Here is a 26,968-nt window from a genome sequence, read left to right on the forward strand (position 1 = left end):
TTAAGGAACTCTATTTAAAAATTCATTTGCATCTACATAGCCTATAACGCGTCCTTTTTCCTCGCCTTTGTTAAAAAATATCATCACAGGAGGCCCAAAAACTCCAAATTCTTTCATAAGAGCTAAATCTTCTTGGCTATTATGTGTTACATCTGCTTTTAAAAGTGTGTAGTTAGCAAGTAAATTTTGTACTTTTGTATCTGTAAAAGTATATTCTTCTAAGAGTTTGCAGTTTTCACACCAAGCGGCTGTAAATTCAAGCATGACTGGTTTGGTAGAATTTTGTAATTCTTGCTCAAGCTCTTTTAAATTTTTGATGGTTTTAAAACTTAAACTAGGGCTATTTTCTTTTGAAGTAAGGTTAAACTCAAGAGGTTTTAGCAAGCTTTTTGAACCTATTGAGCCGCCTAAAATTAGGCTTAAACTGTAAGTTAAAACTAAAATCATACTCGCTTTTTTAAATTTATCAAAATTAGTTTTAGCTTCATCAAATAAACCCATAAAACTAGCAAAAAATACCCCTATAACCCCATAAAGTATTAAAATGATATTTGCACTAAGTATTCTTTCTAGCATCCAAACTGCCATAATGAGCATGATAAAACCAAAGAAAATCTTTATTTTAAGCATCCAAGCCCCACTTTTTAAAAGATTTCCTCCAAGACCTATTAAGAGTAAAGGCATGCCCATACCAAAACTCATCACAAATAAAGAAAGTCCTCCCAAAAATACATCACCACTATTAGTAATATAAAGCAAAGCTCCTGCTAAAGGTGCAGCCACGCAAGGTCCTACAATAAGAGCTGATAAAAAGCCCATGATAGCTATACCAAAAACTCCATTTTTACCTTCTATTTTTTTATTGATAAAATTTTGAAATTTAAGCGGTAATTGTAATTCATAAAGTCCAAACATAGAAAGTGAAAGTAATACAAAAATGCCTGCAAAAGTAATGATAATCCAAGGTTGTTGTAATAAACCTTGTACATTAGCCCCTGCAAGGCCTACTAAAGCACCTGCTATAGCATAAGCTAAAGACATAAAAAAGACATAGATAAAAGATAAATAAAAGCTATGTTTTTTAGATGGTTTGTCTTTGAGCTTCATTGCAATTAATGAAGAAAGAATAGGTATCATTGGTAAAATGCAAGGAGTAAATGCTAGTAATAAGCCATAACCAAAGAAAGTCAAAAGTGTGATAAATATATTTTGTGTGCTTAAATCATTAGCAATTTGCTCATCTTCGTTTTGCTTTTTAAATTGATCTTTAGTTGATTTTATAGTATAAATTCCATTTTGTTTATTAAGCTCATAATTTACATATACAGGACGATAGCATAAACCTTCTTCTGAACAACCTTGATAAGCTAGGGAAAGTTTTGCTTTGTTGTTTTTAATAAAATCATCTAATAATAATTGAGGTATGAAAAGTTCAAGTTGGCTAAAAATTACTTCTTTGTTTTCTCTAGTTTGAGTTTGTGGGAAATTTAATAAAGAAGTAATATCATTAGAGTCTAATTCTACTTTGATTTGATCTTTATAAAGATAAATTCTATCTGCAAGATTGATTTTTAAAAAAATTCCTTGATTATTGCTGTGAGTATTGAGTTTAAAGGCTTCATTGAGTGATAATACTCCATTATTAGCAAAAGCTAAATTTAAAAAAATAAAAAATACCGCTAAAAAACGCATTTTTCTCCTTGAAATTGAAAATTAAATTTGTTTTATTTTACTTATTTGTGGTAAATTTAAGTTAATAATTATCCTAAATTAAGGAGTTTGTTATGGATAAGGATAAATTTACTCTTATTAAAGTGAAAAAATCAACACTTGAGTATGAAAGCGAGCTTAGAAGATTACAAATTGAGCTTTTAAAATTTCAAAATCATGTCAAAGATAAAGGATTAAAAGTTTTGATTTTAATTGAAGGGCGTGATGCAGCAGGAAAAGGTGGTGCTATTAAAAGATTAATTGAACATTTAAATCCTAGAGGTTGTCGTGTGGTAGCACTTGAAAAACCAAGTGATGTGGAAAGAACTCAGTGGTATTTTCAGCGTTATGTGACACATTTGCCTGCAGCAGGAGAGATAGTAATTTTTGATAGATCTTGGTATAATAGAGCAGGGGTGGAACCTGTGATGGGCTTTTGTACTCCAAATGAGCATAAAAAATTCTTGCGTGAGGTGTCTTCTTTTGAAGAAATGCTACTTGATAGTGGAATTTTGTTTTTTAAATTTTATTTTTCAGTTTCCAAACAAGAGCAAAAAAGGCGTTTTGAGCAAAGGAGAACAGATCCGCTAAAACAATACAAACTTTCTGTTGTTGATGAAAAATCACAAGAATTATGGGATAAATACACTCTAGCAAAATATTCTATGCTTTTAGCTTCTAATACACCAAAATGTCCTTGGGTGATCATTAATTCAGATAGTAAAAAGAAAGCAAGGATAAATTTATTTAAATATCTACTTAATTCTTTAGAATATCCAAATAAAATTAAAAATAAGTATTTTAAATATGATAAAAAATTAGTCCGTAGCGGTGAGGAAGAAATTCGTAAGATGGAACTTAGTTTAAATGATGAAAAACTTAAAAAATTTGATAAAAAATAAAGGCTAGAATTGAATCATCTTTTTATAGTGCGTAATAAATTTAATGAGCATAAAAAAATCAGTCCAAAGGTGTTTGCTATTAATGCCTTTTTGCTAGCATTTTTATTGTTTTTATTTTTTTATTTATCTTTTTTAAGTGCTAGTTATAATTTTGATTTTATGGCAATTTATGAGTATAAAAACAAAATGATACAAGGTTTTTTTACGAGTTTTTTTATTAGTGTTTTGTCTTTGATTGTAGGTGTGATTTTTGCTTTGATTTTGTGTTATATGATTCTTTGTAAAATCGTGCTTTTTAATATGTTTGCAAGAGTTTTTATAGAGCTTATTAGAGGCACACCTTTGCTAGTGCAAATTTTATTGATTTATTATATTTTTGCAGATAACTTGGGGCTTGATAATCGCTATGTTTGTGGAGTTTTGATTTTAGCTTTATTTGCTAGTGCTTATATTTGTGAAATATTTAGAGCAGGGATTTTAAGTGTTGATAAAATGCAATATGAAAGTGCTAAGGCTTTGGGTTTGAGTGAGTTTGAAATTTATAAAAGTGTGATTTTTCCTCAAGCTTTAAAAAATATCTTAGCACCACTAAGTGGACAACTTAGTAATTTGATCAAAGATAGCTCTCTTTTAAGCGTTATAGCTATTTCAGAATTAACTCAAAATGCTCAAGAAATTAATGCTTTTACCTTTTCTACTTTAGAAATTTATATTCCCTTAGCGCTTTGTTATTTGGTTTTAACTTTACCTATTTCTATGTTTTCAAGAAAGCTTGAAAAGAGTTTTTCTTAAAAGAAAAACTCAAGCTTTTGTTCTTTGAAAACTTCTTGCATATCTTTGAGATATTTTTGACTTAGTTTATCAAAAAGACCATTTTTTTTAGATTTTAAAATAAACTCATTGAGCTCTTCTTTTAATTTGGTATTGTTTTTATTTAAAGCTATGGCCCATTGCTCAGGTGTTTTTTCAAAAGGGGTAAAAATAGCTTTTGTTTGCTCAGGATGTTTTTTCCATGCTTTATAAATACTCATTTGATCATAAATAAAAGCATCAGCTTTTGCTTGAATGACTTCTAAAATAGCTGCATTTTCTTTATCAAATACTAGGATTTTTGCATTTTTAAGATTTTTTTGAGCATATAAATGCGCACTTGAACCTCTTTTTAAAGCAAGGATTTTTCCTTTTTGATTTAAATCTTCTATGGAATTAATATTTGATTTTTTAGCGCTTAATATCGCTAAATTTGCCTTAGCATAAGGCAAGGTAAAATCTATTACTTTTTTTCTTTGCTCGCTTATACTCATAGAAGACATGATTAGATCTATTTTTTGAGTTCTTAAAGCAGGTATAAGTCCATCCCAAGCTATGTTTTGAATTTTTAAATCATAGTTTTTTTCTTTGGCAAAGGCTTGTAAAAACTCTACACTAATACCACTTGGATTGCCTTTAGTATCACTCATTTCAAAAGGAGGGTAGGCCAGTTCCATACCTACGATTAATTCTTTTGCATGAAGTGTAAAAAACAAGCTTAGTAAAAAAAGTATTTTTTTCATTTTTTAACTCCAAATTTAGCCAAAGCTTTCTCATAATCTTCTTTTGTATCTATACCTATGCTTTGACTTTGTATTTTTAACATTTTGATTTTTTTGCCATTTTCTAAGGCTCTTAATTGTTCTAATTTTTCACATTCTTCCAAAGCTGAGTTTTTCAAAGTACAAAATTCTTGTAAATTTTTAACCCTATATGCATAAATTCCAAGGTGGGCTTTAAAATTTTGTTTATAATTTGCCCTTTCATAAGGAATTTTAGATCTTGAAAAATATAAAGCATAATCATTACTATCAGTAACTACTTTAACCAAATTTGGATCATCACAAGCTTTCGCATCTACTTCTTTGTAGCAACTACTCATAAAACAAAGCTCATCTTCAAAAGCTTTTTGGCTAAATTCTTTAAAATCTTTAATATTTTGTGTTTCTATAAAAGGCTCATCAGCTTGGACATTAATAATTAGCTCATTTTCATTTAGTTTTAAAATTTGACAAGCTTCGTTGATCCTATCAGTGCCACTTTCATGATTTTTGCTTGTTAAAACTGCTTTTATATTGTGTTTTTGTGCTATTTTTAAAACCTCTTCATCATCAAGTGCCACATACACTTCATCAACTTCTTGCATTTTTTTAGCTGTATAAATAAACATAGGTAAATTATCAATCTCACATAAAATTTTATTTTTAAAACGACTTGATTTTAATCTTGCTGGTATGATTATCATTGTTTTATCCATTCTATAATAGTTTGTTTTAGATTTTTGAGTTTGTAAACTTGATTTTGTTTTTGAGTGCTTGTAAATAAGCTTGCAATATTTGGATGAATTTCTTGCTTAAATTCTTTTGCAAGTTCTTGCATACAAGCTTGTTCATCTTGACATTCTTTGTTATAAATTGCTTGATACATACTTGGGGTAAATTTACTCCATTGTGCTGTGGAAGTGATGAGTGTCGTGGTGTTAGAATCAAGCATTTTAAAGCAAGTGCAAGTGTGAGGATCTAAAAGTCCTAAGTGGCTGTATTGTTTGATATATTGCATACACTCATCATCATTGCAAAAATCAGCTTCAAAGTCTTCTTGTAAAAGCTTTAGTTCTTTTTGGCTAAGCTCATAATATTTTTCATTCTTTAAAGCTTGCATAAGTTCTTTGGTGCGTTCATCTTTAAATTTATCAAAAAGCAATCTTTCTATATTTGATGATATGAGTATATCCATAGCAGGAGAAATAGTCTTTTGTAAGCTTTTATTTCTTAAATCATATTTGCCTGTATTAAAAAACTCACTTAAGATATTGTTTGAATTGGAAGCAATTTTAATTTTACCTATATTTGCTCCCATTTTTTTAGCATAATAAGCTCCCAAAGCATCGCCAAAATTTCCACTTGGAATGATGATATCAATTGTTTTATCAATTTTCAAACTAGCATAATAATGATAGATGATTTGAAAAAGTATTCTTCCAAAATTAACTGAATTTGCAGCACTTAGACTTAACTTTTCTTCTTTTAAAGTATTTTTAAAATCTTCATCATTTAAAAGTGTTTTTAGAGCATTTTGCGCATCATCAAAATTACCTTCAATGGCTATGGATTTTAAATTGCTTGCATTTGAGTGTGTCATTTGTAAAGCTTGAGTTTTGCTTGTGCCTTCATTTGGGTAAATGCAAACTACTTTTATGCCTTTTTTATTTTCAAAGCTTTTTAGCGTAGCAGGCCCTGTATCGCCACTTGTAGCACACATGATTAAAAAATCATCATCTTTTTTTAAGTATTCTAAAAGCACGCCAAAAGGCTGCAATGCCATGTCTTTAAAAGCTCTTGTTGGCCCATGAAATAATTCATTAATATAAAGCTTATCATTAATTTTTCTTAAATTAATAGGGCAGGTTTTATCATCAAAACTCTCATAAGTTTTCAAAGCTTTTTCAAAAACTTCAGGCTCTAAATCAAAATCAAAAGCTGCGATGATTTTTAAGGCTAATTCTTTGTAGTTTAAATTTTTTAAAGCTTCATTATCAAGCTTTGGTAGATTAAGTGGTGCATATAAAGCATTATTAGGTGCACTAGGGCTAAGTAAGGCCTTTGAAAAGCTTACTTGGTGATTTTTATCTTGGGTTGAGTGTAGTAACATTTTTTTCCTTATTGTTAAATTTATCAATATAATCTTGCAAAATTTGCTTAAAGCCGTCTTTTAAAACAATATCAAGATGAATTAATTCTGTTTTAAAGCCAAAATCTTTTACTTTCACATAGTCTTTAAAGGTTAGCATTAAGGTATCACAATTGTGTTTTTTTAAAAGTTTTTCTAATTCTTCTTTTTGAAAAGTGTAATGATCAGCAAAAAAATAACAAGCCCTAGCTTTGATAAAATGCTCATATAATCTAAAAGGCTTTGCAATAGAGCTTATTAAAATAGCTTTTTGATTTTCTTTTACATGAGAATAACGCACAAAATCTTCATTTTCTTTAGCTATAAAATCAGCCCTTTTAGCAAAAGATTTTGGCAAACGATAAGCCCCGCTAGGTAGGGTAAAATCAAAAAAAGGCTCATCTTTGCTTTGTAATAAAATACTAAGTTTTTTAATATGAAATTTAGAAAAAGCATCATCTAAAAGTATGATTTTTGCTCCAAGCTCGATAGCTTTTTGTATGCCTTTAACTCTATCTTCACTTACTATCACTCCACTAATGTGCTTTGTAAGTGCATACTCCATAGCTTCATCGCCACTTTCTTTAATGCTGCATAAAATTTTATCTTTGTGTTTAACGATGATTAAGCCTTTGCTTTGTCTTTTATAGCCTCTTAAGATGATAAAACAATTTTCAAATTCAGCAGCTATGGCTTTACAAATGGGAGTTTTTCCATTGCCTCCTAGGGTTAGATTACCTATGCTTATAATGGGTAAATTAAAATCAAGTTCTTTTTTAAATTTAGTATTTAAAATAGCTATAATCATATATAAAAAGCTAAAAGGTAAAAGCAAAAAGGCTAGAATTTTTTGCAAAAAATTAGGTTTAAAAAAATACCGATCAAGCCAAGTCATATGTATTCTTTAATGTTGTTGGAAGTTTTCTTTTAAAGGCATTATTTTGCATACGCTCTAAGATTAAATTTTTTAAATTTTCATCAAAATTTTCCAAACTTTGATTATTTTCTAAAGCTTTTAAAACTTCATCTAAAACTTCATATTTATAGCCAAGATCTTTTTCATCGCTTTGATTTGGCCAAAGATCAGCACTAGGGGCTTTTTGTATGAAATTTTCATGTACACCTATAAATTTAGCAAGCTCAAAAACTTCACTTTTATAAAGTGTAGCTAAAGGATTAAAAGCGCAAGCTAAATCCCCATAAATAGTTCCATAACCAAGCATAAGTTCACTTTTATTAGAAGTGCCTACCACTAAAGCATTATGCAAGGCTGAATAATCATAAAGCAAGCTCATACGCACTCTTGCAGCTAAATTTCCAAAGCGTAAAGGGTTTAAGTCTTGACAAATTTTTTCATAAGCACAAAGTACTTCATCAATATAAATGATCTTGTGATGAATTTGCAAATGATCACATAGCATTAACGCATCATCTAAATTTTCTTTTTTAGAATGTTTTGTAGGCATTAAAAGCACAAAAAGTTTTTCACCTACTGCTTTTTTGCAAAGATGAGCTACTAAAGCCGAATCTATCCCACCGCTTAAACCTAAGATGAGATTTTTATCTCTTGCTTGTTCTTTTATAAAATTGATCAATAATTCTTGTAATTTTGTATAATTCATAAAAAATCTTTAAATATTAATTTTTTAAAATTATATTTGATTTAGTTAAAAGGAAGTTTATATGCGTATTTTGAAACAACCATGTGGAATGTATGAAACAAATTGTTATATTATAGATCATAATAACAAGCAAATTATCATCGATCCGGGAGAAAATGCTTATAAGTTTATCAAAGAAAATACAAGCAAACCTTTAGCTATTTTAAATACCCATGGTCATTATGATCATGTTTATGATAATGCTAAAGTTAAAATGGCTTATGAAATTCCAATTTTTATCCATAAAGATGATGCTTTTATGCTAAAAGATCCTTTTAATTATGGTTTTGAGTATTCAAGTGCTGATGTATTGATAGAAAATGAAAATGAATTTAGTATAGATGAGTTTAAGTTTAAATTTCATCATTTCCCAGGGCATACTCCAGGGTGTTGTATGATAGAACTTGTGGGCAAAGATGTGCTTTTTAGTGGGGATTTTTTATTTTATCGTAGTATTGGTAGGTGGGATTTTCCTTACTCAGATGCAACTAAGATGAAAGAGAGTTTGCTTAAAATTTTAGCTTATGAAAAAGATTTTAAGCTTTTTCCAGGGCATGGAGAAGAAAGTTCTTTAAGAGAAGAGCAAAGTGCAATTCCTGCTTGGTTAAGGTATTTTCATTAATGGATAAGGTTTTATATTTTTTAAGTTTTTTACTGATTTTAAGTGCGATTTTGAGTTTTTTTAAACCCAAAGAAACAAAAAAGAAATTTTTTCACAAATGTCCATGTTTTAGAGCAGTAGAAAATGGTTTAATGAGTAGAATTTGCATTTATGCAGGAAGTTTTGGTTTTATGTATTCTGTGCTTTATATTGGTTTTGGAGTGTATGATAAAAAGCTTTTTATGATTTTGCTTTTATCTTTTGCGATATGGTATTTTGCTTGGGTTTTAAAAAAAGAATAGCTAGAATTAGCTATTCTTAAAAATTATTTTGTATTAATATATAAAGGTTCAAAAGGACCATAACGATGTTGCTCTATACTAAATTTATCATGTTTAGCATAAGGTTTTACATCCATATCTGCAGGTTTTACATCACGATCTGGAAAGTCTTTATTTTTATTCTTTTTAATAGGTCTTGGTTGAGAATTAATATAAGCTGCCACATCATAAGCTTGTTCTAGAGTTAAGGTTGCATCATCTTTTGGCATATTTGCTTTGATATAACTTGCAGCTTTGATAAGTCTATACATGCCAGCACCTGTGTTGTAACTATCATTTCCCCATAAAGCAGGATATATGTAATAACTCATACTAGGATCATTACTTTTTATCCCCTCTCCATTTTCTCCATGGCAGGCTACGCACTTATTTTGATAAATTTCTTTACCTTTTTTAGGATCTGCTGCTCTTTTTAAAAAGGATATTTTAGGTAATCCTTGTCCTTGTGTTTTTGCTCCTACTTCTATACCTTGAGAAATATAATGCATATAAGCAAGTATGGCTTTCATTTGAGGAGAGTTGTTTGGAAGCCTTTTGCCATTCATGGATCTTTCCATACAGCCATTAATTCTATCTTCTAGAGTGATTATTTTATCCGCTCTTGCATTATATTGTGGAAAGCGTGCATAAATTCCTACAAAACCTGATTGATTTTTTATAGTTCCAGCATTAGCATGACAGCTTGAGCAAGAAAGATTGTTACCTGCATAACGATTTTTAGGATTTTTTGCTTGAGGTCCTATATAGCTTGTGGTGTAATTTAAAATTTTATTACCCAAAATGACTGCTTGAGTATAAGGTGAATTTGGAAGCTTATCTTCAATGATAATACCATTTTCTATAGTATTTGGGACTTTCCATTGTGCACTTTGTAAATGGATACCTGTTTGCTTTTTCGCTTGAAGTTTTGCTTGATCAATGGCAAAAGCAGAACTCATTAAAAAAGATAAAGATAAGACAGAATATACAATTTTTTTCATTTTACCTCCTTGAACTTGTCTTATTTTCATCTTATAACTTGAAATTTAAAAAAATATTAAATATTTTTAATGTAAAAGTATCTTTAAATACTACTATGCCGTTTTTAAAGATAAAAATGATATTATTAATATTTTTTAGAATATGTAATTAATGTTACCTTTTTATACATTTTATCAAAGGAAATTATCAATGAGAAAAAGCATAGCAGAATGGGAAAAACAGGAACTACTTTTACTTTCATTACCCCATAAAAATAGCGATTGGAGTCCTTATTTAGAAGAAATTATGCAAAGCTATGAGGAATTTATTAAAGCTGTGGCAAATTTTCAAAAAGTTTTACTTATTGTTCCAAGTGAAAAAGATTTTCAAAGATTTAAACATATAAAAAATGTAGATTTTTTTAAATGTGATACTAATGATACTTGGATTAGAGATTTTGGTGCAATTGATGTGCGTGAAGATGATAAAATTATAGGGCTTGATTTTATTTTTAATGCTTGGGGTGATAAATTTCAAAGCACTTTAGATAATGCGGTAAATTCAAAGCTTTTTGCACAAAAATTATCTGGAAAATTAGAAAAAATTGATTTTATTTTAGAAGGTGGGAGTATTGATTTTAACGGGCAAGGAGTAATGCTTACAACGAGTGCTTGTTTGTTAAATGAAAATAGAAATTCACATTTAAATAAAGAGCAAATTGAAGCTAAGTTAAAAGAAATTTTTGGCTTAAATCAAATTATATGGTTAAATCATGGTTATATAAAAGGCGATGATACTGATCATCATATAGATACTCTAGCAAGATTTATCAATGAAAAAACCATTGCTTATTGTGTGTGTAAAGATGAAAATGATGAGCATTACGCACCTTTAAAGGCTATGGAAGATGAGCTGAAAAAAACAGGATTTGATTTATTAGAGCTTCCTTTACCTAAGCCTTTGTATTTTGAAGGTAAAAGGCTTGGTGCTACTTATGCAAATTTTGTTTTTGTTAATGGTGGTTTGATAGTGCCAACTTATAATGATGAAAATGATGCTTTGGTATTAGAAAATTTACAAAAAGCATGCAAAGATAGAAAAGTAGTAGGGGTTGATGCAAGGGTGTTTTTAAGACAAAATGGTTCTTTGCATTGCTCTTGTCAAAACCGCTATGAAGGTCAAAGATGAATTTACAAAAAAGCGCAACTATCATTGCAAGTGTATGTGCTATTTTTTTAGCTATTATAAAATTTGCAGTAGGATTAGCTTCAGGTTCTGTTGCAGTACTTTCTAGCGCGATTGATTCTTTGCTTGATTGTGTGATTTCGGGTTTAAATTTTTTAGCTTTGAAAAAAAGCTCTCAAGGCTCTAGCAAGGAATATAATTTTGGCCTTAGTAAAATTGAAGCTTTAATGGGGCTTTTTGAAGGTCTTGTTATTAGTGGGATTGGGGTTTATATTTTTTATGAGAGTGTTTTGAAAATTCACAATCAAGAAAGTGTAGAAAAACTTGATCTTGGAATTTTTGTCATGGCTTTTGCTATGGCTGTGACTTTGTGTTTGGTGGTTTTTTTAAATTATGTTGCTAAGAAAACAAAAAGCTTGATTATAAAAGCTGATAGCTTACACTATAAAATAGACTTTTTGACTAATGCTTTAACGCTTTTAGCACTTGTGATTATAGCTTTTACAAATTATCATTTTATTGATGGATTATTTGGCATAGCTATAAGTTTATATACGATTTTTTCAGCTTTTAAAATCATTAAGGAAAGTTCTAAAATTTTATTAGATGTAGCTATTGATAAAGAACAAGTTGAAGTGATTAAACAAATCATAAGTGCAAATAAAGAAGTCAAAAGTTTTCATCATTTAAAAACTAGAAAAAGTCCTGATATGCTTTATGTTAGTGTGCATTTAGTTTTTGAACCTACAATATCACTTTTAAAAGCTCATGAGATTGGTGATGAGATTGAAGATAGCATAAGAGAACATTTTAAAGATGATTTTTGGAATATCCATATACATTTAGATCCTTATGATGATTCAGAAGAAGAAAGGAGTAAAAATGAAATTAGCGCTCATTCAGCAAGAATTTAAACAAAATAAAGAAAAAACTATAGAAAAAACATGCGAACTTATTAAACAAGCAGCAAAAGAAAAGGCTGAGCTTGTGTGTTTGCAAGAGCTTCATCAAACGCAGTATTTTTGTCAAAGTGAAAATACAAACTTTTTTGATTTGGCAAATGACTATGAAGAGGATGTTAAATTTTGGTCTAATGTAGCTAGGGAAAATAAAGTTGTTTTGGTAACTTCTTTATTTGAAAAAAGAAGTGCAGGGCTTTATCATAATACTAGTGTGGTATTTGAAAAAGATGGTTCCATAGCAGGCAAATACCGTAAAATGCATATTCCTGATGATCCTTGTTTTTATGAAAAATTTTATTTTACTCCAGGTGATTTGGGTTTTGAGCCTATACAAACAAGTGTTGGAAAGCTTGGTGTTTTAATATGCTGGGATCAATGGTATCCTGAAGCTGCTAGGTTAATGGCTTTAAAGGGAGCTCAAATTTTAATTTATCCTACTGCTATAGGTTGGTTTGATAAGGATGAAAAAGAAGAAAAACAAAGACAGCTTGAAGCTTGGATAGGCGTTCAAAGAGGTCATGCTATAGCTAATGGCTTACCTGTAGTAGCTATTAATAGAGTGGGTTTTGAAAAAGATGAAAGCGGTGTGGAAGAAGGTATAAGATTTTGGGGGAATTCTTTTGTTTTTGGGGCTCAAGGTGAAGAGCTTTTTAGGGCTGATGATAAACAAGAGCTTTGTAAAATCGTTGAAATTGATATGCAAAGATGTGAAAATGTGCGTAGATGGTGGCCATTTCTACGCGATAGACGCATAGAATATTTTCATGAATTAAATAAAAGATTTATCGACTAAAAGGAGGAAAAATGAAAAAAGTTTTAGTGCCTTTGGCAAAAGGTTTTGAAGAGGCTGAATTTATAGGTATAGCTGATGTTTTAAAAAGAGCAGGGGAGGCTAGTGGAAATTTAGAAGTTATTATTGCTTCACTAGATGATGAGCTTTTAGTACAAGGAGCTAATGGAATTTGCATAAGGGCTGATGTGAGTTTGGCTAGTGTTGATCAAGAAAATTTAGATGCAATCGCTTTGGCAGGTGGATTTGAAGGTATGATGAATTTAAAAAACAATTCACTTATCATAAAAATCATACAAGATTTACATGCTAAGAAAAAAATCGTAGCTGCTATTTGTGCTTCACCTATGGTATTGGCAAAAGCAGGGGTGATTAATGGTGAGTTTTCTTGCTATCCTGGTTGTGAAGTGGGTATTGAAGGTATAAGAGTAAATAAAGCAGTTGTAGTAAATGAAAATGTCATCACAGCAGCTGGGCCTGCTACGGCTATTTTATTTGGTTTAGAGCTTGCTAAACATTTATGCTCAGAAGAAATTTATCAAAAACTTTATGAAGGTATGCTTGTTCCTTTAACAAAATAAACCCTCGCTGATGAGGGTTTAGCTTACATTTGTTTCATAAGCTTGGTAATTTCACCCTCATGAGGAAATCTATCTACTTCACAATTAAACAAGTCTTTTTTAGAGTAAATGATTTTACCATCTACTTCTACTATAAAATGACCGCCACCTTTTTCTATGGTAGAAATTTGTGCATCTTTGAATTCATTTTGTATTTCTTCTGCAACCCTTGCAGCTTGTGGTTTGTAATTTCAAAGATTACAATAATAAATTTTTACTTCCATTTTTTACTCCTTTTTTGAAAGTAAGCTATTATACATTTTTTATGCTTGTAAGTTTTAAATTTAAGGTTTTTTTTTATAATAATAAAAAAATACAAGGAAAAATATGAGCCAATTTACACATTTGCATTTACATACAGAATATTCTTTACTTGATGGAGCAAATAAACTCAAAGAGCTAGCTAAAACGCTAAAAGCACAAGGTGCAACAAGTGTTGCTATGACTGATCATGGAAATATGTTTGGTGCTATTGATTTTTATAAAACAATGAGAGCTGAAGGAATTAAGCCTATTATAGGGCTTGAAGCATATTTACATAATCACGATGATTTAAGTGATAAAAGTTCAAGACAGCGTTTTCATCTTTGTTTATTTGCTAAAAATGAAATTGGTTATAAAAATTTGATGTATTTGAGCTCGCAAAGTTATATACATGGCTTGTATTATTACCCAAGGATTAATAAAAAGCTTTTAGAGACTCATAGTGAGGGTTTGATTTGCTCTTCTGCGTGTTTGCAAGGTGAGGTTAATTGGCATTTAAATACCAAGAATGAAAGAAATATAAAATTTGGCGCAAAGGGTTATGAGGGTGCAAAAGAAGCAGCTTTATGGTATAAAAAGGTTTTTGGAGATGATTTTTACCTTGAAATTATGCGTCATGGTATTGATGATCAAAAATTTATTGATGATTCTATCATCAAACTTGCTAAAGAGCTTGATATAAAAATTATTGCAACTAATGATACGCATTACACTTTTAAAGAAAGAGCGGCTGCTCATGAAGTATTTATGTGTATAGCCATGGGGGTTAAGCTTGATGATCCAGGGCGTTTAAGACATGAGGTGCATGAGTTTTATGTAAAAACGCCAGAGCAAATGAGCGAGCTTTTTGCTGATATTCCTGAAGCCATTGAAAATACTCAAGAAATAGCTAATAAATGCAATTTAGAATTAAAACTAGGCGATCCAACCCCACCAAATTTTAAATTTACCCGTGAATATGCAAAAAAATATAGTTTAAATCTAGCACAAGAAGATCAAGAATTTAGCTTTGATAATGATGATATAGTTTTTGAGTATCTTTGTAAAAAAGGCTTGGAAGAAAGACTTCAATTTATCGATGAGAGTAAGCACCAAGAGTATAAAGATAGGCTTGATTTAGAAATTAGTATTATTAAAAATATGAAATTTTCAGGTTATATGTTAATCGTTCATGATTTTATCGCCGCAGCTAAGGAAAAAGATATACCAGTTGGCCCAGGGCGTGGGAGTGCAGCGGGGAGTTTAGTTTCGTATTGTTTGAAAATTACAGATTTAGATCCTATACCTTATAATCTTCTTTTTGAGAGATTTTTAAATCCTGAGCGTGTATCAATGCCCGATATTGATGTGGATTTTTGTCAAGATAGAAGAGGGGAAGTGATTGATTATGTGATCGATAAATATGGAGCTGAAAAGGTTGCACAAGTCATTACCTTTGGTAAGCTTTTAGCAAAGGGGGTAATCCGTGATGTAGCTAGGGTTTGTGATATGAGCATACCTGATGCAGATGCTTTGGCAAAATTAGTTCCTGAAGAGCTAAAAATTACTTTAGAAAAAGCCTATGAGCAAGAACCAAAAATAGCTGAATTTGTAAATTCTCATCCAAAGGGGCGCCAAGTTTGGGATTTTGCTAAGGCACTAGAGGGTTTAAATAGAAATGCAGGTATGCACGCGGCCGGAGTTGTGATATCTAATGAAGCTTTGTGGAATAAAGCTCCGCTTTTTAGACAAAGCAAAAACGATGAGCGCCATTTGGTAACCCAGTATTCTAAAGAATATCTTGAAGATGTGGATTTAATTAAATTTGACTTTTTGGGTTTAAAAACCCTTACAGTAATTGATAATGCAATTAAGCTAGTGAAAAAGCGTTATGGTAAAGATGTAATTTGGGAAAAGATTGATATGAATGATCCTAAGGTTTATAAAACCATACAAAGTGGTAATACCTTGGGTATTTTCCAAATAGAATCAGGCGGTATGCAAAGTTTGAATGCTAGGTTAAAGCCTGAAAGATTTGAAGATTTAATCGCGGTTTTAGCTTTATATAGACCAGGACCACTTGATAGTGGGATGGTGGATGATTTTATCGATATTAAACATGGTAGAAAGGCTGCTACTTATGCATTTGATGATTTAAAGCCTATACTTGAAAATACTTATGGGGTTATAGTTTATCAAGAGCAGGTTATGCAAATAGTGCAAAAAATTGGTGGTTTTTCTTTGGGTGGAGCTGATAATGTGCGTCGTGCTATGGGTAAGAAAAAAAGAGAAATTTTGGACAATCTTAAAGCAGAGTATTTAGAAGGAGCTAAAAAACAAGGCTATGATGAGAAAAAGGCTGATGATTTGTTTGAGCTTATTTTGAAATTTGCTGAATATGGTTTTAATAAATCTCACTCGGCTGCCTATGCACTTATAACCTTTCAAACAGCGTATTTAAAAACTTATTATCCAAGTGAATTTATGGCTGCGCTTTTAACAAGTGAAGAAAGCAATGTGGATAAGGTCGCAAAATACATTGAAGAGATGAAAAGAATGAATATCAAGCTTTTGCCGCCAAATATCAATAAAGCTCAAAGAGAATTTAGTGCAACTAAGCTTGAAGATGGTTCTGAAGCTATTATTTATGGGCTTGGAGCGATTAAGAGTGTGGGAATTCCTGCGATAGAAAATATCATGACTATTCGCAAGGAAGAGGGCTTTAGTGATTTTGATGATTTTATAAGCTCTATTGATCCTACTAAGATTAATAAAAAAACTATAGAAAATTTAGCTAAATCAGGTGCATTTGATGAGTTTGGCTATACTAGAAAATGCTTGGTGGATAATCTTGAGCTTATTTCAGAAACAAGTAGAAAAATAGCTGAAGTTAAAAGAAATTCTACTGCTTCTCTTTTTGGAGAAGAAGAAATAGCAGCAGATATCAAAGTAGGGCTTCACGATAGCAAAGTAGAATTTGAGTTAATAGAAAAACTAGGCTATGAAAAAGAAATCTTAGGAATTTATGTATCAGGTCATCCTTTAGATAAATTTGCAAGTCAAATAGAAGGTATAGAATATTTTAAAAGTATGGATTTTGAAACACTCAAAGGCGAGGGTGAACTTTTGGTTGTAGGAAAGATTGAAGATTTTAAATCAATGATGAGTAAAAGTGGTAAAAGATATGCTAAGGCTGTGGTTTTAGACTTTTATTCTTCTTTTGATATGATTATTTTTGAAACTCAAGTAGAAAAAGTTGAAACACTTTTTAAAGAAAGCAAAGATGAAGCCTTTGCCTTTTTGCTAAGATATAAAAACAATGACAATGACTTAAGCTTTAGTTTAAATGAAATTTATACACTAGAAGAAGCAAAAGAAAATGAGCTAAAATCTTTTAGTAAGAAAAAAAGCTTTGTAAAAAAAGAAAACAAAGAAGAATTTACACAAGATCCTATGAAATTTGAAGAAAATATCATAGAACTTGACATTAATAAGCTTAGTAAAGATATGGTGTATGAAATTTATGATCTAGCTAATACAAGACATAATCCAAAAGATGCTAATAACAAAAAGCTTGTGTTAAAAGTACTTGATATGGGTAGCTGCTTGCTTTATCATACAAATTTTGTTCTCTCGCAAGAAGCTATGGATGTGATAGCTCAAAAATGTAAAACTTAAGTATTTAAATAAAAATAGGTTTGAATTTTATATGAGATTTTATATATGCAAATTTAAGTTGATAAAATTCAATGCCATTTTAAAAAATCACAAGGTTATCCTATAAAATGTCTCAAAAAAGGTTTTTATATATTTTTTAGTTAAAAATTTAATTATTTTTTTAGTAAGACAGAATTTTTAAGATAACTAAAATATATATAAAAAACCATTTTTGTTTGTCAAATATAATATATATTTATTTTTTAAAAATTTTCAATATTTCTTGTTTATATTCGCTTAATTTTAAAATTTCATAAAAATCTTTATCATAAAAAGTTCCAAGCTTTTGTATATCTACATTATGACTTGCAAATTCTATTAAAATGTCTTTTATTGGGTATTCTTTACCATCAAGGTCTAATCTATCCTTAAAATTATCTAAAAAAATAAGCAACGCAGGGGCTTTTACTCCAGTATGATATTCTATAATAGAATCTGCACGCAATAAATTATGTCTTAAAAGCTGTAAAAATCTTGATACTCTTCCCTTTGCTTCATAAGCGAGCATTTTCTGAATCGGCGCTAAGTAATACCTTCCTACTATATTTAGATCATATGGTATATTTTTTAAATCTATTTTTAATCCATGTTTAAAAAGTAAATAAATAAGATCGCTATGCACAAACATAACTAGTAGTTTTTCATCAAGCATCTCTTTAGGGTAACGCTTTATTAATTCTTGAAAGAAAAAATCAAGTGTTTCATCATCTGCATCGCAAAATCTTCTATTAGGCGTTTTGTCAAGTCTAATATTTTCAAAAAATGCAGTATCGATTTTGCTATCAAGATTATCCAAGATAAATTCTAAAATATTTTTGTTTTCTGTGCTCAATTTATGTTTTAATGCAACAAATAAACCAAAATTATTTTCTTCAGTAATTACTACTTTATAGCCTAATGTTCTAAGAAATTTAGCATATTCTAGTTTATCAAAACGCAAACAAGTATGCATCACTTTATCACTAATAGGAATATGAAAGCCTTGAGATTTTGCATTTTTTACAAGAGTACTAAAAAAATCCTCATCTGGCATTGCATTGCTTACTGTCCCTTTCGGTACATAAAAACAAAGCTGAGTGATATGTTGATACTGTTCATTTTGTAAAGGAAGTATCTTTTCTAAAATAATTTTAGCTTGTTTATAATCACGCGCCTTAACAAGTTTGCATAATAATTCATAGCTTGGATTATCCATATCAAATACTGCTTTATACCATGAAGGTGGATTGTTTTGCAAAGGGCAGTCGCTAAATATATTGTTTGATTGTTCTACTAATTCGCTTGGTAGATTCCATTCGCTTAAATCGCAGTCAAAAGATTTTGCTCCATGAAACATAGAATTGATATTTTCAGCTTTTTTTGGTTTCCATTTAGATAAATCACTTTTAAAAGACTCACAATCACAAAACATATCTTCAAAATCTTTTACATTTGTAACTTTCCACTTGCTTAAGTTTGCATTAAAATCTTTTAATCCTTTAAAAAGTCCATTCATGTATTTGATTTGGCTCACATCCCAAGACTCTATCCCGCTAAAATCTTTCCTATTTGTATGCAAATGAATGATTTCCATAGAATAACTAGCAAAAAGTTGATTTAGGTCTTTTATGTAACTTAAATCAATTTGCCCTAAAGATATAAATTCCATCTCTACTAATATTTTTAATTCAAAAAGATTAAATGGAATATAGCAAAGATTTGGATGTTTTGGTTTAAATTTACCTTTTTTATCATAAAAAGCACAACTGTGCAAAGCAGATTCTATGCTTTTACCCTTTATAATATCTTCTAAAATCTTTTTTAGCTCATAAAGACTACTTTTTTTGAGTTCTTTCCTTACACACCCGCTATAATCTTTATAACCATCATCATTATAATCAATGCAAATAAATTCACTAAATTCTATATAAATACCATCTCCTATATTTTTACCTTTGTTAGAATCTACTACAACTTTATCGATTAACTCATTTATAGCATCATCACATATTTTTAAAATGTCTTTGTTGATGCTTTTAATAGCGTCATTTTGTAATAAATTTAAAGCTTTTAAAACTTTAAAATTTTGCACAGCATCTATAAGCTCTTTAGGAGTTTTTCCTAAAATTATTGTAGTTTCTTGTGTTGAAACTTTATTTACATCTTTTTTTTCTCCATTCTCCTTGGCTTTTTTTATGGCATCGTTTAAAAGTTTGGAGCATTCATCACGATATTTACCCAATAAATCAAAGTCAGTTTTTCCATTAATTTCACAATGAGAAGAATCATATGCTGGTAAATTATATTTTTTTCTAATTTGCTCTGAAGTCATTGCTCCCGCATCTTTTAAAAGCTTTTTATTTCTAGATCCTCTTGCATTATCTAAAGGAGTTCTTGGGGTGACAAAATTCACATTAGCTCCTAGTTCAATTAAAAGCTTTGTAACCTTATAAGTTTCAGGTTCGCTTACAGCTTCAAATAAAAGAGTTTCATTGTATTCACTCTCTTGAATAAGTCGGGTTTGCATATCTACATTAGCCCCTCCTTTAATAGCTAGTTCTAATAATTCATAATTATTTTGCATAACCCAAAAATGCATAGGAGTTCTACCGGAAAATCCTTCATTATGCACTTCAAATTTAGCTCCACGATTGACTAGATATTGTATGATTTGAGAATTTGGGTTTTTAGTGCCTAGTATATATGCGTAGATTAGAGCGTTTTTATAAATATTAGGCTCGCCTTCTACTTCTTTCATTAAGATGTATTTTTCATTAGCTTCTTTGATATGTTTCATGTCGGGAAAAGCAAAATTATATTTAGGATCTTTTAAACTTAAACCATACTCATCAAATAAATAATCTAAAATAGAAAAATCATTATTATTTTCTTCACAAGCAAATGCGGCCCTTAATAAGCTTGCTGCTGGATCAAATAAAGATAGCTCATAATCTTCATTATTATGATGGTATGTAAAATGTGCCTCATAAAAGCTTTCTTTTATGGGATAATCTTTTAAAAGATTTTTAACATTTTCCAAGTCATTATTACTAATAAAATCAAATAACTGTTTTTGAATTTGCATTTTTTCTTCAAAACTCATAGCTATGATATCTTCTAATGTTTTCATTGTTTTTCCTTTAGTTTTTTTGTATTTGTTTGTTTTTGTTTAATTCTTCTTCTATATGAACAGGGTCATTTAAATTTAATCTTTTTATTACTATTTTATTAGGTGCTACTCCTTTGATATGGTGTAGATATATTTCTTTAAATATTGTCTTTATGCTTCTGTGAGCATGTCTGTGGTAGATAAAACCACTTCTTGATCCTTTATGGTTTTTATTGTCTTTATTAAATATCTCTAGATTAGTTATATTATCTATTAATTTTGTGTAATGATTGCATAAAAATAAATAATCAAGCTCATATTCTCTAGCAAGTTTTAACTCAAAGCTTATTTGTTCTGTTAAAGCTTGATCTTGAACATTTTTAACCTCTACTAAAGTAGGGTAATCATTTAGCGTTACTAAAAAATCAGGTATGGTGTGATTGAAACCTTTAGTATTAAAATTAGTATCTAGTTTTCTTTGATTGCTTAAATAGCGTGTGGATCTTTTCCCAAAAAGTAAAGAAGTGACATATTCTCCCGTATCTCCTATGAGTTTGGGTGAAATTTTTTTCTTGCTATTTTTTAATTTTTTGCATTTTTCAACTTCTTTTCTTTGCTTTTTCTCTAAATCTTCCTTAGTTTTTTTAGAAATTCCATCTGCTTTTTTAATGGTTTCAAGCTTATGTTGTGCGCTTTTTAAAAGCTCTTCTATTTGTTTTTCTTTACCACCATAAGAAGCAAAGCTTTGCTCATTTTCAAGCATACTTTTAAATTCCTTAGGGCTTTGTAAAGCAAAATGACTTGGATGTTCCACATTGGCTATTTTTCTTTGAAAAGTAAGGGTTTTTTGTTTGATATTGCTTAATTCTGAAATGACAAAGCTACTATTTAAAATAGGCACAGGATCAAAACTAGATTCTCCTTCATTGCGGATTAGTCTGGGTATAAGACACCATTTACAATTATACCGACCCTTAACAGAATTTTCATAAAATTCCTCTAAAAAATCTTTTGTTACTATTGCCACACCATTTTCTATCGGGATTTTTTTTATGCACTTGTTTATATTATCCTTACTTGTATAAACATCATAAAATACATCGTATTCATAATTTTTTCTTTTATATTCTTTAGCAGGTAAAGCATCATCTTTTAATTTATCAAATTCTTCATTGATTTTTTCATTGCTTTGAAGTTTAAGTTTTTCAATTTCTTTTTCTTCATTGATTTTTTGTATATATTCTAAAGAATTACTTTTATTGATGCGATATTCATCTTTTTTTGTTTTTTGGTTTTTATTCTTGTTTTCTTCTCCTATCATATGCTCTTCTTTAGGCAAATAAAAGGCAAGAGAATAACCACTGATGATATCCACACTTTCAAATTCTTTGATTTTAAATTTCACATCATTAAATTTCAATGAAAAATCCTTTTTTGTTCTTTACCTTATTAATCTTATTTTTTATCCTTTCTTCTTTCTTCATACATTTTAATTTGTTCTGGTTCTTCTAAGCTTGTATCGATATTGTATTCTTCAACCAATTCCTCCCAAGTCTTAGCTCCTGCTTTTTTTAAGATTTTTATGTTTTTGCTTATATCATAGGTGTTAGCTCTATCTAATGGAGTAGCAGGATCATAATATTCAATTTTCCCATCTTCAATATCACTTATACAACAATTAGCCGCATTTACATCAGCTCCATATTTGATTAGCACTTCCACACAAGCTCCTATAGGTTTCTCATCAGATTCTGCAGCTCTATGCAAAAGGGTTTCTCCTGTATTAGTAAAGCTAAATTCACTTTCTGTTTTAATAGCTCTCATATTAGGATTTGCTCCTAGTTTTAAAGCTTCTTCTAAATACTTCACTTCTTCGCCGCATAATATCCATTCATGTAAAGGAGTGCTGCCACTTTCTTCATTATAAGTTTCAAATGTGCATCCTTTTTTAAAAAAATACTCTATTACTTCTTTATTTTTTCCATCTCTATCAATATACCTACTAAGTGCATTGTATCCAAAGCACACTTCATTGGCTTTAAGTCCTAAATTTTCAAAATACTCCATCATTTCAAAACTTTTACTTTTATCATAAGCAATTCCTGCACAAGCTAAAGCGATAACAGGATCGATAATAGCTCTTTTGTTTTCACTATCCCAATAAGGTGTATAGCATTTTTCAAAAAATATTTCAGGCACAGGATAATCTTTTAAAAATTCTTTAACTTCTTCAAGTTTGTTAGCCTCTACAAGATCATAAAATTCTAAACATAAGTTTTTTACATATTTATCTACATCTTCTTCTAAAGATAATATTTCTTCTAATGTTTTCATTGTTTTTCCTTTCTTTGTAAATTGGGTTTTAATCTTTAACAAGTGATTTTAGTATTTTATAAATCTCACTTAAATCATCATGATAAAGTACATTTTTAATAAACCAATCCATAAATTCATCTTCACTTACTTCATCATAAGGTATGCCAGTATCTTCTTCAAAAGCAACTTCGTAGTTTTCTGGATCTAAATTATTATATGCACCTTCCATAAAATCATCTATATGATTTTTTACTGCTTCTAGGAGTTCTTTACTAGGTTTTGTGTCTAAAAATGCTTTGAAATCATCTAAGCTTTCTAAAATATCGGTATTAAAATCCATAATTTTTCCTATGTTGTTGGTTTTCAATTTTTTAGTGTTTTTATTTTTTCCTTTCTTTATTTAATCCAAGTGTTATTAATCCAAACTATTTCATCAATTTGTTCAGCATAAGTAGCAAATCGTAATTTAAAATTCCTAGGATTGTTTTTATTGAAAAATTTCTTAAAGAGTGGATTTGTTTCTATAAAGTCAAAGATTTTTTCACATCTTATTTGTTGCTCTTCATAGTTGATTTCTAGATTTTCCATATCATCTACTTCTTTCAAATTTGCATATTTAATAAATTCTCCATTGTTATCATTGCTTGAGTAAGATTTGTTTTGCTCAAGATACTCATCATATGATAGACTAAAAGTTATCGTTAAAACCCATCTACTTAGATTTTCATCTTTAAAAAAAGTGTAAAAATCTTTCTCAAATTTGAAACAAATATAATATTCATCTATAAATGGTCTATTGTGTGAAATATCAATATCTATAAAAAAATCTACACAATCTTTATCTGTATTTTCTAAAAAATTCACTGGTGTTAGGCAAATTTTTTTAAATTCATTATAAATTTTTAGAGCATTTAAACCATCAAAAGGTTTTAATGTATCATAAAATTCTTTAGCCATTTTGATGCTTTGCAATGAAATAAAATTTTCATTTGTTTGTTTAATGTTTTGTAATTTTTCTAGTTGTATTTGTTCTTGTATATAAAATGTTTCTAGTCCAAATTTTTCATAAGGACTTCGTGAGTAAAATTTAACTTCCTTTACACTTAGTGGAAAATGTTTATTTATAAAAGAGCTCATGCATGTAAAATTATCTTCTAAATTTGATTGATACATATCTATACAAAACATAATATAAAGTATATTATTTTTTTCACATATAAAAAGATTATTGTAAGAATTTTTATAAGAATAAACATAGTCAAAGAATTTTTTATCAAAATTAGATTTAAATTCTATATTTTCGTCAATGTTAAAATCCTCTTCTTCGCTTCTATCTATATAGGATATAATGATCTTTTTTAAATCATTTTTAAAATATTTTAAAAAACAATTACATTGAAAAAAATCAAAACTACCTATGTATTTATCAACTTTAGTATAGTTGTCTTCCAAATAGCAACAACCTTGATAAAAAATAGAATTTAAAGCTATTCCTCCATTGCCATTTTGTCTAAAATTTAAATCAAAAAGTAAAGGAAGAGAGTTTTGGTTAAACTGCTCTTTTTCTATAAAATCTAAAATATATTCTTCCTCTGTGGTATCTCCAAACATAATAGCTGATTTTAAATTTTTATTCTCTTCATTTTCTAGTATGAAAATTTGCAAATTATTATCTAAATCTAATTTAAAATCAAAATTTGCTTTTAAATTTAATATTTTCAAAGCTTTACTTAAGGAGTTAAAGCACTCATCGTCATTTTGGATAAATATAATATTTTTAATTTCTTCTGTTTTTAGATAATTTGCTAATTCTTTTAAATTTATCATTCGTCTGTATGTTAATCCATAGGTTATATTAGCTTTTAAGGCATAGCAATATTCTTTGTGTTTAATGATATTTAAGAAATTTAATATATTATCTAAATCAAAAAGAGATTCTCCTAGCATTAAATAATCAAATATTTCTTCTGCTTGACTTTCTATGCTATTGTTTGGTTTAATTTGTGTAAAACCTAGTAAGCGTATTTTTGGTTCTTGAAATTCTTTATTTGCTTTTAAAAAACCTATGGAGTTTTCATTAATGTATTGTCTATCATATACAAAAATTTCACCATCAGTATGCTGCCAATCTTTAAAATCATAATTTTGTAAAAATTCTTCTTTTTCATACGAAGATAAATCTTTTATTTGACTTAAAATATCTAAAATTTGATTTAAAGCTATAAAATTTGTATTTTTATTTAAAAATTCTTGAAAATTTGTGATTTTATTTAAATTTTTTAATTGAATTTTGATATGGTCTTTTGTGTAGTATATTTGATTTTCGTAATAATTTAAATTTTGATTAAAATTTTCAAGATTTAATTTATGCATTAAGGTATAAAATTCTTTCAAGGTTTGTAGTTTTTTTAGGTGTTTTTGAGTGATACTTACTCCACATTTTAATAAAGTCTTGAAAAAATTTTGATCTATTTTTAAGGCAAAATTTTGTTTTTGTTCATCTTCTAAATTACAATAAAAATCGTATTCTTTAGTACTAAAAATAGGTTCAAAAACACAAATATTTATATTTTTCAAAGTTTTTTTACTAACACTTTTTTGCATTAAAATTTCGATAAAATCATTGTGAATTAAATCGTGTATTTTGCTTTGTTCTAAAACATCATCTAATGCTAAAAAATTACCACAAAGTTTTCGGATAATTTTATTAAATAAAGAATTGATAGTATTTATGTGAAAATTTGTAATATTTACATTTTCATCTAAATTTAAAATTTCTTTTATGTATTTTTCTTCAATAGAATTTAAATTTATAGTATATTCGTGTTTTTGTGAAGGAGCTAACTCTTCTAAGATCTGTTTAGAAAAATCATTTCTTTTTTTAATTTTGTAAGCTTTTATGGCATTAAAATTAAATTTTTTCGCTCTTATGAGTTCTTGTTCTTTATTTTTTATCTCTTCATCATTTAAGTTTGCATCAATTCTTTCATAAGCTAAAAGTTTTGGAGGACTATAGGTATAATTTAACATAAAAAGTTCTATACATTCTTCTTTTTGCCACTCATCATATAAACATTCAATATCATCAAGTTGGTTAATACGCTCTTTTCCTTGTGTTACTTGAGATATTTGCAAAGCTATGTTTATTTTGTTAAAAATTATATAGTTAGGTAAAGATTCTATAAATTTATTTATTTCTTCGTCTTCTAATTTGTAATTTTGATTATTTTGATTATAAATTTCGCAAAGCTGTGCTTGTAAAGAATAATAAAAATTTTGCATTATCATACTTTTTTGAGCTTGCTTGAATGTCACTTTTGCACCAGCTTTTATTAAATTGAAAAAATATTCTTTAGAATTGATGTTATTAAAAGATTTAGATTGTATAAAACCTATTTGATTTTTTGTTTCTTCTTCAAGTAAAGGTTTAATTATACATGTGAAAATATCATCATCTAATTTATGATTGATAAATATATCAGTATATTTTAAAAGTTCAATCTCCAAAGCATCATCGATAAAATCTTGTGCTTTTTTTGTATCACTTAAAGAGAGTTTTTCAAATTCTTCTTGAGTGATATCTAAGACATCTCTTAAGGCTTTTTGTATAATTTTTTCTTGATAATTTTTTAAAGCTTTTTGCTCTGAATCCATTTTGCCACTTTGTTCAAATTCATCTTCATAATAATCTCTCATAGCATTCATTTGTTTTGCAAATTCAAACATATCTTGTGTATTGATTTTTAAAGATTTTGCATCTAAAGTTTGAGGAATATAAAACAACTAAATTGATCCATGAAATCTTGCATTTTAGGTGTATAGTTTTCTTCGGTTACGTCTTTGGTTTCATTTGTTGTTTCATTATCTGTTTGAGTTTGGCGGTAAAGATTAAAAAAATCATCTAGAATAAAATTTGCAATTATCTCAAAGGCAGATTCTGTTATTATGATATTTTTACCATTTTCATAAATCCAAGTAAATTTACCTCCACTTACGATAAAATTATTTTCTTGAATTTTTTCTACTTTAAAAATACTATTTTCCATTATTTTTAAAAAAGTATCAAAAAAGTTTTGATTTTTCAAATTTAATTCATAATAAAATATTTTATCTTTTTTTGTCAATGTGTAATTCAACATAAACCTTTTATAGAAGTTTTTTTGTAAATGGTAT

General features: G+C 28.8%; 23 protein-coding genes. 9 read left to right on the forward strand and 14 right to left on the reverse strand.

The window, feature by feature from the left end; all coding sequences use genetic code 11:
• Complete coding sequence (gene dsbD / locus E2O22_RS01005; RefSeq protein ID WP_133318829.1) at positions 1–1,692, reverse strand: protein-disulfide reductase DsbD; 1,692 nt, start codon at positions 1,690–1,692, stop codon at positions 1–3.
• 92 nt (positions 1,693–1,784) lie between these two features.
• Here dsbD and ppk2 point away from each other — a divergent pair, with 92 nt between their 5' ends.
• Positions 1,785–2,612, forward strand: coding sequence for a polyphosphate kinase 2 (gene ppk2, locus E2O22_RS01010; RefSeq protein ID WP_133318830.1), 828 nt, complete (start codon positions 1,785–1,787; stop codon positions 2,610–2,612).
• A gap of 9 nt (positions 2,613–2,621) precedes the next feature.
• Positions 2,622–3,404, forward strand: a complete 783-nt coding sequence (locus E2O22_RS01015; RefSeq protein ID WP_133318831.1) for an amino acid ABC transporter permease — start codon at positions 2,622–2,624, stop codon at positions 3,402–3,404.
• Here E2O22_RS01015 and E2O22_RS01020 read toward each other — a convergent pair.
• The 5 genes from E2O22_RS01020 to E2O22_RS01040 are packed head-to-tail and all read right to left on the reverse strand — an operon-like array spanning position 3,401 to position 7,933.
• Positions 3,401–4,165 carry a transporter substrate-binding domain-containing protein gene (locus E2O22_RS01020; protein ID WP_133318832.1) on the reverse strand — a complete coding sequence of 255 codons (765 nt, stop codon included), beginning with the start codon at positions 4,163–4,165 and terminating at the stop codon, positions 3,401–3,403. The two genes, E2O22_RS01015 and E2O22_RS01020, sit on opposite strands and share 4 nt — an antisense overlap.
• Positions 4,162–4,887 carry a 3-deoxy-manno-octulosonate cytidylyltransferase gene (gene kdsB, locus E2O22_RS01025; RefSeq protein ID WP_133318833.1) on the reverse strand — a complete coding sequence of 242 codons (726 nt, stop codon included), beginning with the start codon at positions 4,885–4,887 and terminating at the stop codon, positions 4,162–4,164. The genes E2O22_RS01020 and kdsB overlap by 4 nt, the downstream gene beginning before the upstream one ends.
• The gene (gene thrC / locus E2O22_RS01030; RefSeq protein ID WP_133318834.1) at positions 4,884–6,293 is read right to left on the reverse strand and encodes a threonine synthase; all 1,410 of its coding nucleotides are present in this window, start codon (positions 6,291–6,293) and stop codon (positions 4,884–4,886) included. Before thrC ends, kdsB begins: the two co-directional genes overlap by 4 nt.
• Positions 6,268–7,206: a tetraacyldisaccharide 4'-kinase gene (locus E2O22_RS01035; protein ID WP_133318835.1), complete on the reverse strand. Its 939-nt coding sequence runs from the start codon at positions 7,204–7,206 to the stop codon at positions 6,268–6,270. The genes thrC and E2O22_RS01035 overlap by 26 nt, the downstream gene beginning before the upstream one ends.
• A complete protein-coding gene (locus E2O22_RS01040; RefSeq protein WP_133318836.1) occupies positions 7,193–7,933 on the reverse strand; it encodes an NAD+ synthase in 741 nt (246 codons plus the stop codon). Before E2O22_RS01040 ends, E2O22_RS01035 begins: the two co-directional genes overlap by 14 nt.
• 61 nt (positions 7,934–7,994) lie before the next feature.
• Between E2O22_RS01040 and E2O22_RS01045 the strand changes: the two genes are divergently transcribed.
• Together E2O22_RS01045 and E2O22_RS01050 are read left to right on the forward strand one after the other, a co-directional pair.
• Positions 7,995–8,594, forward strand: a complete 600-nt coding sequence (locus E2O22_RS01045) for an MBL fold metallo-hydrolase (RefSeq protein WP_133318837.1) — start codon at positions 7,995–7,997, stop codon at positions 8,592–8,594.
• Complete coding sequence (locus E2O22_RS01050; protein WP_133318838.1) at positions 8,594–8,875, forward strand: hypothetical protein; 282 nt, start codon at positions 8,594–8,596, stop codon at positions 8,873–8,875. Before E2O22_RS01045 ends, E2O22_RS01050 begins: the two co-directional genes overlap by 1 nt.
• A gap of 23 nt (positions 8,876–8,898) precedes the next feature.
• Here the strand turns inward: E2O22_RS01050 and E2O22_RS01055 are convergent, their stop codons facing one another.
• Positions 8,899–9,894 carry a c-type cytochrome gene (locus tag E2O22_RS01055; protein WP_133318839.1) on the reverse strand — a complete coding sequence of 332 codons (996 nt, stop codon included), beginning with the start codon at positions 9,892–9,894 and terminating at the stop codon, positions 8,899–8,901.
• A 190-nt stretch (positions 9,895–10,084) separates the two neighbouring features.
• Here E2O22_RS01055 and E2O22_RS01060 point away from each other — a divergent pair, with 190 nt between their 5' ends.
• From E2O22_RS01060 to E2O22_RS01075, 4 genes are read left to right on the forward strand one after another with little or no spacing between them, the layout of a single operon-like run.
• A complete protein-coding gene (locus E2O22_RS01060; protein ID WP_133318840.1) occupies positions 10,085–11,062 on the forward strand; it encodes an agmatine deiminase family protein in 978 nt (325 codons plus the stop codon).
• On the forward strand, positions 11,059–11,973 hold the full coding sequence (locus tag E2O22_RS01065; protein ID WP_012661604.1) for a cation diffusion facilitator family transporter: 915 nt from the start codon (positions 11,059–11,061) through the stop codon (positions 11,971–11,973). Before E2O22_RS01060 ends, E2O22_RS01065 begins: the two co-directional genes overlap by 4 nt.
• Entirely contained in the window at positions 11,942–12,814 is an 873-nt protein-coding gene (locus E2O22_RS01070) for an N-carbamoylputrescine amidohydrolase (RefSeq protein WP_087699946.1), read from the forward strand. Before E2O22_RS01065 ends, E2O22_RS01070 begins: the two co-directional genes overlap by 32 nt.
• A gap of 11 nt (positions 12,815–12,825) precedes the next feature.
• On the forward strand, positions 12,826–13,392 hold the full coding sequence (locus E2O22_RS01075; RefSeq protein WP_133318841.1) for a DJ-1 family glyoxalase III: 567 nt from the start codon (positions 12,826–12,828) through the stop codon (positions 13,390–13,392).
• 23 nt (positions 13,393–13,415) lie between these two features.
• Here the strand turns inward: E2O22_RS01075 and E2O22_RS08105 are convergent, their stop codons facing one another.
• A complete protein-coding gene (locus E2O22_RS08105) occupies positions 13,416–13,655 on the reverse strand; it encodes a SelT/SelW/SelH family (seleno)protein (protein WP_257396702.1) in 240 nt (79 codons plus the stop codon).
• Positions 13,656–13,758: 103 nt separating this feature from the next.
• On the opposite strand from E2O22_RS08105, the gene dnaE reads away from it, so the two are divergent.
• Positions 13,759–17,352 carry a DNA polymerase III subunit alpha gene (gene dnaE, locus E2O22_RS01085; protein WP_133318842.1) on the forward strand — a complete coding sequence of 1,198 codons (3,594 nt, stop codon included), beginning with the start codon at positions 13,759–13,761 and terminating at the stop codon, positions 17,350–17,352.
• 235 nt (positions 17,353–17,587) lie between these two features.
• Here dnaE and E2O22_RS08135 read toward each other — a convergent pair whose 3' ends face one another.
• From E2O22_RS08135 to E2O22_RS01115, 6 genes are read right to left on the reverse strand one after another with little or no spacing between them, the layout of a single operon-like run.
• Positions 17,588–20,500, reverse strand: coding sequence for a BspA family leucine-rich repeat surface protein (locus E2O22_RS08135; protein WP_133318843.1), 2,913 nt, complete (start codon positions 20,498–20,500; stop codon positions 17,588–17,590).
• A gap of 10 nt (positions 20,501–20,510) precedes the next feature.
• A complete protein-coding gene (locus E2O22_RS01095; RefSeq protein ID WP_243705618.1) occupies positions 20,511–21,899 on the reverse strand; it encodes a putative toxin in 1,389 nt (462 codons plus the stop codon).
• A 35-nt stretch (positions 21,900–21,934) separates the two neighbouring features.
• Positions 21,935–22,813, reverse strand: coding sequence for an ankyrin repeat domain-containing protein (locus E2O22_RS01100; RefSeq protein WP_133318844.1), 879 nt, complete (start codon positions 22,811–22,813; stop codon positions 21,935–21,937).
• A gap of 28 nt (positions 22,814–22,841) precedes the next feature.
• Positions 22,842–23,135, reverse strand: coding sequence for a hypothetical protein (locus E2O22_RS01105; protein ID WP_133318845.1), 294 nt, complete (start codon positions 23,133–23,135; stop codon positions 22,842–22,844).
• A 56-nt stretch (positions 23,136–23,191) separates the two neighbouring features.
• Positions 23,192–26,578: a hypothetical protein gene (locus E2O22_RS01110; protein WP_133318846.1), complete on the reverse strand. Its 3,387-nt coding sequence runs from the start codon at positions 26,576–26,578 to the stop codon at positions 23,192–23,194.
• Entirely contained in the window at positions 26,554–26,931 is a 378-nt protein-coding gene (locus E2O22_RS01115; protein WP_133318847.1) for a hypothetical protein, read from the reverse strand. Before E2O22_RS01115 ends, E2O22_RS01110 begins: the two co-directional genes overlap by 25 nt.
• Positions 26,932–26,968 lie beyond the last annotated feature (37 nt).

The organism is Campylobacter lari, assembly GCF_004357905.1.
Classification (GTDB): domain Bacteria; phylum Campylobacterota; class Campylobacteria; order Campylobacterales; family Campylobacteraceae; genus Campylobacter_D; species Campylobacter_D lari_D.